General features: G+C 75.8%; 12 protein-coding genes and 1 tRNA gene. 3 read left to right on the top strand and 10 right to left on the bottom strand.

Features of this window, described 5'->3' with window-relative positions; genetic code table 11:
- Positions 1 to 2 precede the first annotated feature (2 nt).
- Genes ABTY04_RS27040 through ABTY04_RS27015 form a run of 6 tightly spaced genes read right to left on the bottom strand, consistent with a single transcriptional unit; the run spans position 3 to position 8,735 of the window.
- A complete protein-coding gene (locus ABTY04_RS27040) occupies positions 3 to 665 on the bottom strand; it encodes a vWA domain-containing protein (RefSeq protein ID WP_352216039.1) in 663 nt (220 codons plus the stop codon).
- 36 nt (positions 666 to 701) lie between these two features.
- Entirely contained in the window at positions 702 to 830 is a 129-nt protein-coding gene (locus tag ABTY04_RS27035) for a hypothetical protein (RefSeq protein WP_352215990.1), read from the bottom strand.
- A 55-nt stretch (positions 831 to 885) separates the two neighbouring features.
- Positions 886 to 2,550, bottom strand: a complete 1,665-nt coding sequence (locus tag ABTY04_RS27030) for a TRAFAC clade GTPase domain-containing protein (protein ID WP_352215989.1) — start codon at positions 2,548 to 2,550, stop codon at positions 886 to 888.
- Positions 2,547 to 5,069: a GTPase-associated protein 1-related protein gene (locus ABTY04_RS27025; RefSeq protein WP_352215988.1), complete on the bottom strand. Its 2,523-nt coding sequence runs from the start codon at positions 5,067 to 5,069 to the stop codon at positions 2,547 to 2,549. The genes ABTY04_RS27030 and ABTY04_RS27025 overlap by 4 nt, the downstream gene beginning before the upstream one ends.
- On the bottom strand, positions 5,066 to 6,385 hold the full coding sequence (locus ABTY04_RS27020; protein WP_352215987.1) for a TRAFAC clade GTPase domain-containing protein: 1,320 nt from the start codon (positions 6,383 to 6,385) through the stop codon (positions 5,066 to 5,068). The genes ABTY04_RS27025 and ABTY04_RS27020 overlap by 4 nt, the downstream gene beginning before the upstream one ends.
- Before the next feature lies 1 nt (position 6,386).
- Complete coding sequence (locus ABTY04_RS27015; protein ID WP_352215986.1) at positions 6,387 to 8,735, bottom strand: thioesterase domain-containing protein; 2,349 nt, start codon at positions 8,733 to 8,735, stop codon at positions 6,387 to 6,389.
- A 187-nt stretch (positions 8,736 to 8,922) separates the two neighbouring features.
- Here ABTY04_RS27015 and ABTY04_RS27010 point away from each other — a divergent pair, with 187 nt between their 5' ends.
- A complete protein-coding gene (locus ABTY04_RS27010; RefSeq protein WP_352215985.1) occupies positions 8,923 to 10,983 on the top strand; it encodes a phosphocholine-specific phospholipase C in 2,061 nt (686 codons plus the stop codon).
- Here ABTY04_RS27010 and ABTY04_RS27005 read toward each other — a convergent pair.
- A complete protein-coding gene (locus tag ABTY04_RS27005; protein ID WP_352215984.1) occupies positions 10,970 to 11,110 on the bottom strand; it encodes a hypothetical protein in 141 nt (46 codons plus the stop codon). The genes ABTY04_RS27010 and ABTY04_RS27005 overlap by 14 nt on opposite strands.
- A gap of 72 nt (positions 11,111 to 11,182) precedes the next feature.
- Between ABTY04_RS27005 and ABTY04_RS27000 the strand changes: the two genes are divergently transcribed.
- The gene (locus ABTY04_RS27000) at positions 11,183 to 11,938 is read left to right on the top strand and encodes an alpha/beta fold hydrolase (RefSeq protein ID WP_352215983.1); all 756 of its coding nucleotides are present in this window, start codon (positions 11,183 to 11,185) and stop codon (positions 11,936 to 11,938) included.
- A 97-nt stretch (positions 11,939 to 12,035) separates the two neighbouring features.
- Here ABTY04_RS27000 and ABTY04_RS26995 read toward each other — a convergent pair.
- The 3 genes from ABTY04_RS26995 to ABTY04_RS26985 all read right to left on the bottom strand — a co-directional run bounded on the left by ABTY04_RS26995 (position 12,036) and on the right by ABTY04_RS26985 (position 13,517).
- A tRNA-His gene (locus ABTY04_RS26995) sits at positions 12,036 to 12,108 on the bottom strand.
- A 74-nt stretch (positions 12,109 to 12,182) separates the two neighbouring features.
- The gene (locus ABTY04_RS26990; protein ID WP_352215982.1) at positions 12,183 to 12,926 is read right to left on the bottom strand and encodes a CTP synthase C-terminal region-related (seleno)protein; all 744 of its coding nucleotides are present in this window, start codon (positions 12,924 to 12,926) and stop codon (positions 12,183 to 12,185) included.
- Between the two features lie 72 nt (positions 12,927 to 12,998).
- Positions 12,999 to 13,517, bottom strand: coding sequence for a hypothetical protein (locus tag ABTY04_RS26985; RefSeq protein ID WP_352215981.1), 519 nt, complete (start codon positions 13,515 to 13,517; stop codon positions 12,999 to 13,001).
- Positions 13,518 to 13,623: 106 nt separating this feature from the next.
- Here ABTY04_RS26985 and ABTY04_RS26980 point away from each other — a divergent pair, with 106 nt between their 5' ends.
- The gene (locus ABTY04_RS26980) at positions 13,624 to 14,469 is read left to right on the top strand and encodes a LysR family transcriptional regulator (protein WP_352215980.1); all 846 of its coding nucleotides are present in this window, start codon (positions 13,624 to 13,626) and stop codon (positions 14,467 to 14,469) included.
- Positions 14,470 to 14,522: the final 53 nt, after the last annotated feature.

Genomic DNA, 14,522 nt, shown 5'->3' with positions numbered 1-14,522 from the left:
GCTCACCACACGTCGTCATCGTCGTCGTCGAGCACCGGCAGCGCGTACGGCGGCTGCTTGACCGTGCCGTCCCCGGAGCCCGCCACCGGCTGCGAGGCCGCCTTGACCGCGGCCGTCGAAGCCCAGCGGATCGCCGCGGCGAGCTGCTTGGGGCTGTTCGCGTCCAGCGGCTGGAGCTCCGGATTGCCGAGGAACTCCTGGAGCACGGTGCGGTCGGCGTCCGCGCCGATCGCGATGGCCACCCGTACGGCCTTGCGCCCCCACGGGGTCGCGTCGACCGCCCGCAGCCCCGCCTTCCAGTCGTCCGTCGGCACCCCGTCGGAGACCAGCGCCAGCACCGGCTTCAGCGCGCGCTGCGGCATCGGCGGGGTGTCCAGCTCCCGGGCCGCCAGCTGGAGCGCCTCGCCCAGATTGGTCATCCCGTCCACCTGGACGTCCTGCCAGGTGAAGTCCTCCACCGGAACCGGGTCCTGGTGGTGCCAGCGGGCCGTGGTGGAGAACGTCATCGTGCGCAGCAGCAGCTGGGCCGCCGGATTGTCCTGCGCCACCGAGCGCATCTCCGGAACGGCCTCTCTGATCGCGTAGTTGAGCTGGCCGATCTTCTCGCCCTGCATCGAATACGAGCAGTCGAGCAGCCAGATGAAGTGGACGGGCCGGTTCGCCATCGGCCCACCGGGGATGTCACTCACCGCTAATCTCCTTCAACTCCCGAGCCATTGCGGTACGTACCGCACGAGCGCCGCCAGCCCGGCGGCCGCCGTCATCACGACCGCCGCCACGAACAGGACCAGCATCAGCAGCCGCCCCCGCGCGATCTGCGGTGTCACCATGGGGTGTTGCTCCTCTCAGCGACCCTTGGACCCTAGGCCTTCGCCCCGGCCCACGTCACAGGCTTGATCGATCCGGTGTCGTCCGGCCGGCACGTCCCCGTGGCCGGGGCAGCCGCGGCAGCCTCGGTTCCTGCGCCGCCGCCGTCGGCCCGCCGGTCCGCAGCCCCGTCCGGGACAGCAGCCACAGCACCGGCTCCGCCGCCCGCCGCTGCTCCGAGACCAGGGCGCCCGCCCCGGTGGCGGCACGGGCGCTGACCGCCCAGTAGCGGGCCGCCGCGAAGTCGTGGCCCAGGGCGCGCACCAGCTCGCCCAGCCCGATCCCCGCCAGCCAGGCGTCCACCGGGTCCTGCGGCCGGGGCAGCGAGTCCAGCCGGTCCAGCACGTCCCGCTTGGTCACCACCGCCGCCACTCCGAGGCGCCGCCTCCGGCCGCCGAGGCCCTGGAGCTCCCCGGTGAACCCCGCGTACGTCTCCACCGGCCCGAGGTCGGCGGGCCGGGCCAGGGCCGCCAGCTCCCCGTCGCCCGCGCGCAGGGCGCGCCGTACGACGGGCGAGGCCAGCACGTCCGCGACCAGCACCACCCCGTCGGCGTGCGCGAGGTATTCCTGGCGCCGGGTGGTGTCCGCGTCGCGCAGCGACTCGCCCATCGGGTCGTACAGGTACAGCAGCCGCTGCCGCCGCAGCAGGCCGATCCGGCTCCCGCGCCCGACGAGCAGCATCAGGGCCCGGGGCTGCCCGCCCTGGGTCTTGAGCGCCCACCCCGTCGACTCCACCTGCCGGCCCAGGGTGTTGGCCTCGCGCCGGTCGGCCGGGGAGGCGAACTCGACCGTGAGCCTCGACTCGTGCGACCAGGACCGCAGCCCGTCGAGCATCGCCGCCATCAGCATGGTCTTCCCGGCGGAGGTGCCCCCGACCAACGGCAGGTGCACCACCCGCGTGGTGCCCACGGCCGGCGGCAGCCCCTGGTCGCAGTGCGGGCAGCGGGCGGCGAGCCCCCGTCGCCCGGCCAGGGCGATGGTGGGCAGCGCCTGCCCGCAGCGGCAGACGTGCCGCAGCACCCCGTACCGGCCGGGCCGCAGCTCGCGGTGGGCGGCCCCGCAGCCCGGGCACACGTGCACGGCCAGCGGGAACGGCCGGTAGCAGCCCGGGTACGGGCACTTCATGCGGATGCCGCGGGCCAGCTTCCACAGCCGCTCCGCGCTCCGCCCGGCCAGCACCCCGGCCAGCGCCACGCCGACGGCCAGCAGCAGCTGGACCGCGAACGCCGCCGCGACACCGACGAGCAGGGCGCCGGAGAGCAGTGCGGACAGCAGTGCGGCCAGCGCCGTCGCCGGTGCGAGCAGCCGCAGCAGGAGCCGCCCGAGGGCGTGCTCGGCGCGGTCCCCCGTCGACCCGTTGCGGCCGCTCAGCAGCCGGTGGCGGACGATCTCGTCGAGCCAGTGGTGGACCAGCAGGTACCACACGGCCCACGCGGCCGCCCGCCCCGCGGTCGCGGCGTCGGTCCACATCTGCCGTGCCCAGTAGGCGGGTTGCCCCGGCTCGGTGCCCGGGTACGCGGTGACCCGCGGGTCCGGGACCCCCGGGGTGCGCGGCCCGAACGCCGTTCCGGCGGCCTTCAGCGACAGCGCCAGGAACCGCCACAGCCCGTACCCGAGGCAGACGGCCACCCCGATCACTGCGGTGGCCCACCCGAGGACCTGTGCGATGAGCCCGGGGTTCACGGCCGCCGCCCGTCCTCGTCGGCGTCGCCGTCGGGGGCGACGGGCCTGCCGGGGGCGATGGGTCCGCCCGGGCCGCCCCGCAGCGGCGGGCTCCCGGACGCGCCCTTCGCGCCGCGGCGGCCGGAGCCGCCGAAGCGGTCGAGCAGCCGCCCGAAGGCGCCGGGCCGCTGCCAGCCGCGGAAGTCCTCCGCCCAGCGGCCGCCGAGCCGGGCCAGGGCCTCCTCGACCGCGGTGAGCTCCGCGGCCGGCAGGCTCCGTACGACCGGCCGCAGCACGCCGTCGAGCAGGTCGGTGCGGGTCTCCTGCCACACCGGGCCCGCCTGGGGCTGCGAGGACCAGGTGGCGAAGCACTGCGCCGCGTACCCGGGGTCGAGCCTGAGCCGGTCCGAGACCCGGGGCTCCCGGGCGGCCCGGCGGTACGCCGCCAGCAGCCCCGCGTCGTTGCTCTCGACCAGGGCCCGCAGTTCGCTCCCGGGCCGGTCATCGGCGAGCAGCCGGGCCGCCACCGCCGCGTAGGCGTGCTCCAGCGCCGTCGGCGTGGGGTCCAGCGTCCGCAGGTCCAGGGCCTGGCGGACCCAGCCCGGTCCCGTCTCCCCGGCCCGCAGGTTCCGGGCCAGCTCCAGCAGCAGCAGCGAAGGCCGCAGCCGGGGCGGGAGTTCCGCGGCGAAGCGCCGCAGCAGCTCCGGCGCCAGCTCCTCCGCGTACCGGTCGTCGGCCGGGGCGGACACCGCGGCCCGTGCGAGCAGCTCCCAGGTGCCGGCCTCCCGGTGGGCCCGGTCGCCCAGCGCGGACAGGGCCAGCCAGGCCTCGCCCGCGGTCGGCGGCTCCGCGCCCCACACCAGCCGCATCGCCGTCCGCAGCACCAGCGGCTCCTCCTCCAGCGGGACCCCCGAGTGCTCCACGAGCCGGGTCAGCGCCTTCACCCGGTCCCCGGCCGCCGCCGCGGGTGCCTGCGCGCACATCCGCAGGTGGGGCAGCGCCCCGGGCCCCGCCCCGGTCGGCAGCAGCGGGGCGAGGACCTGCAGCCGGGCCCCCGCGGCCGGATCGCCCGCCGCGAGCCCGTCGAGCCGGTCGAGCACGAGGTCCCGCAGCCGCGGCAGATCCGCCAGCGCGTCCCGCACCGCCTCCCCGTACGCCCGTTCCGGATCGGTGATCAGGGCGCGCGCCAACTGCCGTGCCACATCGGGCAGGAGCTCCGCGGTGTCCACCCCGAGCTCCGCGGCGACCCGCAGCATGCCGACCCGGTCGCCCGGTTCGCGTGCCGGGTCGGTGAGCGCCGCCCGCAGCTCCGGCTCCAGCTCGGCCGCGAGCCGCAGCCGCGCGGCCTCGCCCAGCATCCCGGCGGGCGGGGCGGCGCCGCCCGAACGCACGGCCCCGGCCAGGGCCAGCTCCACCAGCGGTTCGCTCACCTGCGCGGGTGCCCAGCCGGCCAGCGCCGACAGCAGCCGCCCGCTCGCGGCGGCCTCCTCGGGGCCCCGGTCCTCGGCCGGGCGGGCCAGCGCCAGGGCCAGCGCGTGCAGCTGTGCGTCGTCCAGCGCGTCCCGGTGCCCGGCCGCCCAGTCGGCGGCCGCGGTCCGGCCCGCCGAGTCCAGGCCGACGCCGGCGGCGAGCGAGAGCGCGGCCAGCGGGCCCGCCTCGTACGGCCCGGACGGCTCGCCGGGCAGCCACCGGACGTCGTCGAACAGTTCCTGCCGCTGTGCCCGCCAGATCAGCGCGGCGGTCCGCGCCCACGGGTCGGGGACCGGGTCGGGGGCCGTCGCGCGGCCGGCGTCGTACACCCGGTAGCGGTGCTCCTGCCCGGCGAGGCCCAGGCCGTCCTCCGGCACCACGCCGATGATCTGCTGCCGGGAGAGCTGCGGCCGGCGGGTGTACGTGGTGAACGTGAGCCACTGGCCGCGCCGGTGCGGCAGCACGCTGCAGGCGAGCATGATCCACCAGGCCACCGCCTCGCTGTCCTGCTCCACCAGGACGAGCTGCGGGGCGGCCGGGTCCTCGGCGAGGCGGCGCACGTCGGCGAAGAACCCGGGGAGCCAGCGCCCCCGGGCGGCCACGAAGGCCGTCAGCGCGCCGACGTCGAGCGGGCCCGGGGCGGGGACCGATGCCAGCGGCGGTACGGGCAACCCGGCCGGCGGGGAGTCGGCGGCCCATTGCGGGGAGCCCCAGGAGGTGATCGGCAGCGGCCACTCGGCTGGCCGGTCCGCGCCGGCGGGCTGCGGCAGATGGACCGCATGGGCGTGGAAATTGCCCCAGCGGCCGCTGTAGTCGGCGCCCGTGTACACGGAACGGGCCAGCAGCCGGCTGCCGTCGGCGAGCACGCTCAGGCTCAAGGCCTGCGGGAAGGAGCCCAGTTGGTCCGCGCTCGGGCGCGGCGGCGCGTCCCGGGGCGGCTCGTATCCGATCAGCTGCTCGGCCTCGCGCAGCAGCGACGCGGGCACGCCGGGGCTGACCGCGGTGAACCGGAAGCCCGAGCCGTCGGGCCCCGGGGGCGCCGAGGTGTAGTGCAGTTGCGCGAGGTTCACGCCTCTCCTCCCGACGCGTGCGGACCGCCCGCCGCCGCACCCGCACCCGTACGCGTGGCCGCCGCCGCGGCCGCCGTACGCCGGCCCCCGCCGCCGGTTCCGGTGCGCGGCAGCAGCCCGTCCAGCCCCAGCAGCCACAGCAGCGGGTCCTCGACCCGCAGCGGCTGCGGCCCCGACTTGGGGGCGTCGGCCGGCGCGTGCGCGGGCGGCGGGGAGCCGAGCGCCGAGAGCCCGAACAGCGACAGCTGCGCGAAGTCCCGGTCCAGCTGCCGGAACAGCGCCCCCGAGTCCCAGCCGTCGAGCAGCCCCCGCATCTCCTCGTGCACGGCCAGCCGGTCCTCGTCGTCCACCGCGCCGCCCGCGTGGCCGGCATTGCGCCGCAGCGGGGAGTGTGGCCCCACCAGCGAGAACAGGGAGTCCGTCTTGGTCACCGCCACCGCGACGGGCGTGGTGACCCGGCCCCGCGAACTGCCCCGTCCGTGGGCCCGCAACTGCGCCGCCAGGTCTGCCGCGATCTGCTGCGGCGGGGTCTCCACCGTGGGCAGCGGAAGGCCCGCGTCCACCGGCAGCTGGTCCCGTACGGCCCGCATCTGGAGCGGGTCCACCAGCAGGATGATCCCGTCGGCGGCGGCCAGGTAGTGCGTGTAGCGGTCCATGGCCTCGGCGCTGCCCAGGTCCTCGCCCGCCGCGTCGAAGAACACCAGCGCGGTGTGCCGGCTGCCGTCCCCGCGCAGCCGGCGGCGCATCGGCAGGCTCAGCCGGTACAGCAGCGGGTCGTTGAAGCCGAGCGCCGCCGGCCGCGTCGCCTGCGGCAGCCGCAGCCGGTCGTACAGGTCCTCGGCCATCTCCCGGTCCCGGCGCTGGGTCTCGCCGCCCATCGCGGTGATGGACGCGCCGTACGCCCGGCCGACCCGGTTGCGCAGCTCGTTGATCAGCACCGAGACGTACGTGCTCTTGCCGGACGCCTTGGGGCCCAGCAGGGCGATGATCCGGGTGTCCTGGTCGGTGTAGTCGCTCGGGAAGTCGCTGTGGCAGCGCAGGCACACCCGGACCGGAGTGGACACCCCGCAGTGCGGGCAGTCTGCGCGGGTGCCCCCGCCGAGACGGCTGCCCAGGCTGCGGGGGGCGGTGAAGACCGGTCCGCGCATCTTCAGCGCCGGCGGCACGCTCGGCCCCATGAACTCCGCCCATATGGCGTCGAGTTCCGCCGTGCACGGCTTGCCGCCGCGCACCCCGGTCGCGGACATCTGGCAGCGGAACGGCAGCCGGGCGGCGGCCGAGCGGTCGAAGCAGTAGGGGCAGACGACGGAGGTCATGTCAGCGGACCACCAGGGAGGTGAGGGAGGGCTCGTCGAGCCGGACGGAGGCGGCACGGCCGCCGAGGAGGAAACCGCGCACGGCGTACGGGCCGCCGGGCGCGCGGGGGGCGATCTCACGCTCGACGGTCCCCGAGGCCGCGAGTTCGGTGCCGGTCACCCGGCACAACTCGTCGCCGTCGGAGGGCCGGTGGGGCCGGGCCGCACCGCCCGTTCCGGCGACGAGGACGAAGTCGGGCAGCCCGGAGCCGGGATCCCCGCCGGGTGCGAGCAGGGTCACCCGGAGCACGGCGGGACCGCGCCGCAGCATCCGCCGGGGCCCGGGCAGCACCCGGTAGGCGATGGCGACGTCGGCCGCGAGGAAGGCCTGTACGCCGTCGCGCGGGGCGGCTGCGATCGCGTGCGCGCTGCGCGGGGCGGCGTACGCCGTGACGCGGACGGCACCGGGGCCGACCGGAAGCTCCAGCCCCTCGCGCAGGAACACGGCTCGCACGACGGGGTGTTCGGTACGCCCGCCGCCCGACCCGGGGGTGACCGCGACCGTGACCCGGCCCGCGCCGTCGGGCCAGTCGAAGCTGACCTTGGCCCGTCCGGCCGTGGTCCGCCGGACGGTGAGCCCGGTGACCGCGTCGGGGGCCTCGACCGTCACGCCCGGGCCGGCCAGCGCCCGCTCGCCCAGGACCGCCACGGCGCTGACGGTGGCCAGCGTGCCCGGCGGCGGCTCGGCGATCCCGGCCGCGTCCACCCAGGACAGTGCCTGCGGCAGTGCGTCGGCCGCCAGCTCGGCGCCCTCCGCCGGAGCGGGCCCCGGCCACTCGACCAGCCGTACGTCGGCCCCCGCGGCCCCCGTCCAGCGGAACTCCAGCGCGCCCGCGTCCCGGGCGGCAGCGGCGAGGGTGAGCACCGGGGCGGGCCAGGGGTGCACGGTGACCGGCGACTCGATCCCGGGGGACAGCACCTCGTCCCCGCCGCGGATGCCGTCCGGCCGGTAGCGGCACCGCACCCGCAGCAGGTACGTGCCGGGCTCCAGCCCCTCGGCGCGCGCGGACTCCCGCCCGCCGCCTGCGGTGCTGCCGTGGGCCGAGCCGCCCGCGCCCGCTCCGCCGGCCGCACCGGCCCCGGTGCTCCCGCCGGGTCCGGTGCCGGGTGCGGCCGGGCCGGCCGCGACCGGGGCGCCGAGCTCCACGGTGCGTCCCCGCGGGCCGGTCAGCGTCACCCGGACCCCGGCCGCGCCGGGCGGGCGCACCCACGAGGCCTCGATCCGGGCCCGGCCGTCGGCCAGGCGCAGCTCCGCCACCTCGGGCGCCACGAGCAGCGGGGCGCTGATCAGCGGGGCGGCGGGGGAGCCCGCGCCCGGGAGGGCCACGTAGCGGACCTGCCGCCCGAGCGGGGCCCGGCGGTCCGTCAGAGGGGCCGCGCCGAGCGGTCCGGGCACCTCCGGGAGCGGTGTGGCGGGCGGCTCGCGCCGGGTCAGCCGCACCACCCGCCAAGTCCCGTCCGGGTCGGCGCCGGGCGGCCGGCGCAGGGCCATCCCGCCGGGTACGGGCCAGGCCTCCAGCGGCCCGGGGTCCCCGTCGCCCGGCCGGTGGGTGCGGACCAGGCCCCGCACCGCGCGCGGGCAGTCCCAGGCCAGCCGGGCCGCCTGCGCGTACGCCGCGGCGGCCTGCTCCGGATCCTCCCGGTCCTCGTGCTCCCGGGCCTCGTCCAGCAGGGCGTCGGCGGCTCGTACCCGCTCGGCCAGCCCGGCCAGCCGGCCCGCCAGCAGCGGGTCCCCGCCGGCCGCGGCCCGCGGCAGTACGGCGGCGCTCCGGGCGGCGGCGCGCACCCGGCCGGAGCGCCACTCGTCCTCCAGCCCCTCGGCGGCGGCCCGCTGCGCCGGGTCCAGCCGGGGGCTCGCGGCGGCGGCGTGCACGAGGGCCGCCGCCTCGTCGGGGTCGACCCCGAACCCGGTGGCCGTCTCCGGCAGATCTCCCCGGGGGTGGCCGTGCAGCAGCTGTACGAGCTGGTACAGCAGGATCCGGCGCAGCGCGGCCGGATCGCGCTGCTGGATTCCGGCCAGCCGGTCGAGCAGTTCGGCGGCCCCGGCTCCGGCACCGGTCCGGGAGGCCCGCAGCGCGCGCAGCGCATCGGCTCCCACGTGGCGCCGCCGGCCGGGTCCCTCGACGGCGAAGATGCCGTCGAGCACGCGCAGCCACCCGCCGGCCGGAACCAGTAACTCGCCCAAGTGGCTCAAGCCCAGGGCCTGTTGCGCGCAGACGAGTTCCCCGTACCGTGCCACGAGCGGAGCAGCCGGCAGGCCGGAGAGCGCGCGGGACCGCCCGAGGGCATGCCCGAACTCGGTCCCCGCCATCTGGTCTGCGCCCCCCGTGCAGTGTGTTTGGGAGGTCATTTCAGCAGATGCGCGGACCGTCCGGGAGGTCTTTCCGTTCTCCAGCTGTACCGCGTGGTGTCACGAACTGATCTCCGGCCGGTACCCCTGGACCGCTGTCCTTGGGTCGCCCCTCGACACCCCCCTCACCCGCAGAGGTCGTCACCCCATGGCTGAACTCAACCGCCGCAGGTTCCTGCAGATCGCCGGCGGAACCGCCGCCGCCGCGATGCTGAACGAGAGCATCGCGCGCGCGGCCGCCATCCCGGCGCAGGGCACCACCGGCACCATCCAGGACATCGAGCACATCGTGGTCCTCATGCAGGAGAACCGGTCCTTCGACCAGTACTTCGGCTCGATGAAGGGCGTCCGGGGCTTCGGTGACCCGCGTCCGGTGCTCCAGGACAACGGGAAGTCCGTCTTCTTCCAGTCCAACGGGACGAGGGACATCCTCCCCTTCAACCCGCAGGTCAACGACCTGGGCATGCAGTTCGTCGAGGGCCTGAACCACGACTGGGCAGGCGGCCACGCGGCGTACAACAACGGCAAGTACGACAAATGGGTGCCGGCCAAGACGGCCACGACCATGGCGTACATGACGCGGAACGACATCCCGTTCCACTACGCGCTCGCCGACGCCTTCACGGTCTGCGACGCCTACCACTGCTCCTTCATCGGCGCGACCGACCCGAACCGCTACTACATGTGGACGGGCCACACGGGCAACGACGGCACCGGCGGCGGCCCGGTCCTCGGCAACCAGGAGGCCGGCTACGGCTGGAAGACCTACCCGGAGCGCCTGGAGGCGGCCGGGGTCTCCTGGAAGATCTACCAGGACATCGGCGACGGCCTGAACGCGGCCGGCTCGTGGGGCTGGATCGGCGACGCCTTCCGCGGCAACTACGGCGACAACTCGCTGCTGTACTTCAACAGCTACCGCAATGCCCAGCCGGGCGACGCGCTGTACGAGAAGGCCCGTACGGGCACCGACGCGAAGGCGGGCGAGGGCTACTTCGACAAGCTGCGGGCCGACGTCGTGAACGGCACGCTGCCCCAGGTCTCCTGGATAGCTGCCCCCGAGGCCTTCAGCGAGCACCCGAACTGGCCCGTCAACTTCGGCGCCTGGTACATCTCGCAGGTCCTGGACGCCCTGACGACGAACCCGGAGGTGTGGGCGAAGACGGCCTTCTTCATCACCTACGACGAGAACGACGGCTTCTTCGACCACGTCGTCCCGCCGTACCCGCCTGCGTCCGCGGCGTGGGGCCTGTCCACGGCCGACGTCTCGAAGGACCTCTACGCCGGTGGCGGCGGCTACGCGGCCGGCCCGTACGGCCTCGGCCCGCGCGTCCCGATGATCGTGGTCTCCCCGTGGAGCAAGGGCGGCTACGTCTGCTCCGAGACCTTCGACCACACCTCGGTGATCCGCTTCATGGAGAAGCGCTTCGGCGTGCAGGAGCCCAACATCTCGCCGTGGCGCCGCGCCGTCTGCGGCGACCTCACTTCGGCCTTCGACTTCACGCGGGCGGACGCGACCCCGGCGTCGCTGCCCTCCACGGCCGGCTACGTCCCGCCGGACCACAACGCCCACCCGTCCTACCACCCGGTCCCGCCGGCCACGGGCACCCTGCCCAGGCAGGAGGCGGGCACGAAGCCGACGCGCGCGCTGGGCTACGCCCCGTACGTGGACGGCAGGGCCGCGTTCTCCACGGGCAAGTTCACCCTGACCTTCTCCTCCGGCCCCTCCCTCGGCGCCCACTTCCACAGCACCTCGGGGAACAGGACGGACGGCCCCTGGCCCTACACGGTCGAGGCGGGCAAGACCCTTGCCGACACCTGGAGCACCAGCAGCTCCACCGGCAACCAGATCAACCTGACGGTCTGGGGCCCGAACGGGTTCCTGCGCACCTGGAAGGGCCCGGCGAAGAAGGCCGGCCCGGAGGTCACGGCCCGCCACGACGCGGCCACCGGCAACCTGAGGCTGACGCTGACCAACTCCGGCTCGGCAGCCGTCAACCTCACGGTGACCAACGCCTACGGGGGTGCGGCCCAGACCCTGCGGGTCGCGGCGGGCGGCACGGCCGCGTACACGGCGGACCTGAGCACGACGGGCCGCTGGTACGACGTCAAGGTCGTCTCCGACGCGGACGCCACCTTCCTCCGCCGCTTCGCGGGCCACGTCGAAACGGGCACCCCGGGCATCTCCGACCCGGCGATCAAGACCGTCTGACGCGGTCGTCCGGTGTGCGCAGCAGCCGCCGTTCCAGGACCGGGAGGTCGGTGGGGCGGTGGCTGCGGGCGTGCCGGAGCAGGGTGCTGCCGACGACGGCGCGGACCGCGCGGGATATCGGCTTCACGGTGTGATCGCAGGTGCGCCGGGCAGAACGTACGGCGGCAGTTCCCATCGCCCCGTCACCCAGGGAGAACGCATGGCCATCGCCCACCGCAGGATCGGCACCGGCCCCGTCCGGGTCATCGTGCTGCACGACTGGTTCGGGACCTCCGCCAACTGGGGTTCCGTGCTGCACTACTTCGACCCCGAGGGGTTCTCGTACGCGTTCCTCGACTACCGCGGTTACGGCGACCGCCGGGACGTCGCCGGCCGCTACACGCTCGCCGAGATCGCCGACGACGTCCTCGCGCTCGCCGACGAGATCGGCTGGGACACCTTCTCCCTCATGGGCCACTCCATGGGCGGCAAGGCGATCCAGCAGGTCCTGGTCCGGGCCCCGGAGCGGATCGAGAAGCTGATCGGGATCAACCCGGTCCCCGCCGCCCCGTACGAGATGGACGACGCGACGGACGCGCTGTTCCACGGCGCCGCCGAGAGCGCCGAGAACCGGCGGACCATCCTCGACCTCGTCACCGGCCACCGCGCGAGCCGCCACTGGCTGGACCGGATGGTCGCGCACTCCCTCGAAACCTCCCGCCCGGAGGCGTTCGCCGGGTACTTCGCGAGCTGGCAGCCGCTGGACCTGTCCGCCGCCGTGAAGGGCAGCACCGTCCCCGTGCTGGTCCTCGTCGGGGAGTACGATCTCGCCCTCACCCCCGAGGTGATGCGGGCCACCTGGCAGGTGTCGTACCCCGACTGCCGGGTCCACCCCGTCCCCGGAGCCGGCCACTATCCGCCGCACGAGACCCCGGTCGCCTTCGCCGCCGCGGTGGAGGCGTTCCTCCGGGGCTAGAAGCCTCATGAGGACCCGGTCGCCTTCCCGGGCCTGTCCTGCGGACACGAAAAAGCCCCTGGGGGTACGAGGAGACCTCGTACCCCCAGGGGATCAGGGTGAGTGACGGGACTTGAACCCGCGGCCACCTGGACCACAACCAGGTGCTCTACCAACTGAGCTACACCCACCACGAAGGGCGGCGGACCGCCCGTTCGATGTGCATGCACAGCATAGCTGATCAGGAGGGCGGTCCCGCCACGCGTCATCCGGCCGCGGCGTGTGCGACGGCCGCCTCCGCGAGCGCCGTGACGACGGGGTGCGGGCGGGTCCCGTCGCCGGACAGCTCGGGCTGGAACAGTGTGGCCAGGAAGAAGGGGTGCCCGGGCAGCTCCGCCATGCGGGCCTGCCCGTCCTCGTCGTGCCCCGACAGCCGCAGCCCGTGGGCGGTCAGCACCGGCAGGTACCGCGGCTCCGGCCCGTAGCTGCAGTGGTAGTGCTCCACGGACCGCTCCGCACCGAGCGCGGACTCGGCGAGCGATCCGGGTGCGGCCCGTACGAGGCCCTGGTGGCCGACGAGCGAGCAGGCGAGCGGGGCGATCAGGAGGTCCTCGGCCCCGGGGTCGTTCTCGGCGTGCGCGACGCCGGTCAGTCCGCAGACGGAGCGGGCGTACTCCAGCAGGGCGTGCTGGAAGCCTCCGCAGGTCCCGAGGAACGGGATGCGCTCCTCGCGCGCCACCCGGATCGCCGCGAGCGCCCCCGCCTCGCTGGCGTACGGGCTGCCGGGCAGCAGCCAGACCGCGTCGAACCGGGCCAGGGCCCCGGAGGCGGCCTCGGCCCCGGCGTCCCCGGTGGGGATCCAGTACGCGTCGAGTACGAGCCCGTGGCGGGTGGCGAGGGCGTCGAGGAGTGCAGGGACGCGGGCGTGCGATTTCACATGCGGGGAGCGGTCGCCCACGAGGGCGATACGTGCGGTGTCCGTGCTCTGCCTGGTCTGTTCCGTGGTCATGCCGATCATCCTGCGACCCGACCCGGGTTCAGCGCCAACGATTGTTCCTGCACGGTCGATCAGCAGATCTGATCAGTGCTTCAACGCGGCCTTGGTGGCCACGATGATCAGACCGAGGACGAGGTTGACGACGCCCTCGGTGGCCAGCTGGCCGCGGGTGGCACCCGCGCGGGCGGCGCCGACGCACGCCCAGATCACCTGCTGCGCCACGGCGACGGTCATGGCCAGCCATGCCGTGCCCGCGTAGTCCAGCCCGAGCAGACCGCTGAGGGCGACGGCGGCCGCGGGGAGCGCGGCGGCCTCGACGATGGGCCACTCGTGGCCGGCGACCCGGCGGATCTCGCGCCGGCTCCAGGGCTCGCCGACCAGCCGTTCCCCCGCCAGCTCGGCGTACACGTGGGTCGCCCAGAACACCACACCCGTGACGAGCAGGAGGAGTACGAGGGTCAGCCGGGGATGCTCGCCGGCGGCACTGGCCGTGGCCACCACCGAGGTTGCGAGGAGGGACCCGTAGACGGCGCCGCCGAAGTCGGTCCGGGATGCGCCCTGTGGCCTGCTGTGGCCTGCGGGCGGGCCACTGGGGATGCTCACCCTCCCACGATAGGGACGCCGGGACCCGCCTTCGGCCGGGCGCGCCGGGCCGGCCGGGCGCAGGCCCCGCGGCCGGGGCCGCGCGGCCGGTGGCACGCTGGCGCCCATGGATCCGCACCTGCTCCGCACCTTCGTCGCCGTCGTCCGGCTGTCCTCCTTCTCCGCCGCCGCCCGCGAGCTCGGCTACACCCAGTCCGCCGTGTCCCAGCACATCGCCTCCCTCGAAGGCGACCTGCGTGCCGAGCTCCTCACCCGGCGGCCCGTGGAGCCGACCCCGGCCGGGGTGCGACTGCTGGAGCACGCCGGGCCGCTGCTGCTGCGGCTCGACGCGGCCCGGGCCGACGTGCTGAGGCTGGCCGCCGCGCCGCCCGGGCAGGTCACGCTCGCCGCGTCCCCGCTCGCCGTCGGGCCCCGGCTGCTCGCCGCACTGCCGGCCACCGGGGTCGTCCTGCGGGTGCTGCCGCCCGCCGAAGTGCCGGCCGCCGTCGCCACGGGCGGCTGCGACCTCGGGCTGGTCGACGGCCTCGCCGCGCCCAACGACCCGCTGCGGCTGCCCGACGTGGCCCCGCTCACCGTCACCGGCGTCGGCGAGGAGGAGCCGGCCGTGCTGCTCCCGGCCGCTCACCCCTTCGCCGGCCGGGCCTCGCTCCGGCTGGACGACCTCGCCGACGCCCGCTGGATCGACGCCCCCGGCGCGGTGCCGGCGCCCGCCGTCGTCCGCACCGGCCCGGCCCTGCGCTACGACGGCACCGACCTGCACGCCCTGTGCGCCCTCGCCGCCGCCGGGCACGGCCTGGTCCTGCTGCCCCGCCGGGTGGCCGAGGCCGCCGGGGCCGGGGTCGCCGTACCGCTGTCCGACCCGCGCCTGGTGCACCGTACGGAACTCCTCGCCCCGGGCGCCCCGACCCCGGCCGCCGCGGCCCTCGCCGTCCGGCTCACCGCGCCGCGGTAGGGGGTGTCCTGCCGGCCGGGCCGGCTGACCGGCAGGACACCTCCAACCACTCG

Origin of the sequence: Streptomyces sp. NPDC097981, from assembly GCF_040302565.1 — a bacterium.
In the GTDB taxonomy this organism is placed as follows: domain Bacteria; phylum Actinomycetota; class Actinomycetes; order Streptomycetales; family Streptomycetaceae; genus Streptomyces.
The sequence above is the reverse complement of the archived record's forward strand: the minus strand, read 5'-3'. Positions and strand labels throughout refer to the sequence as shown.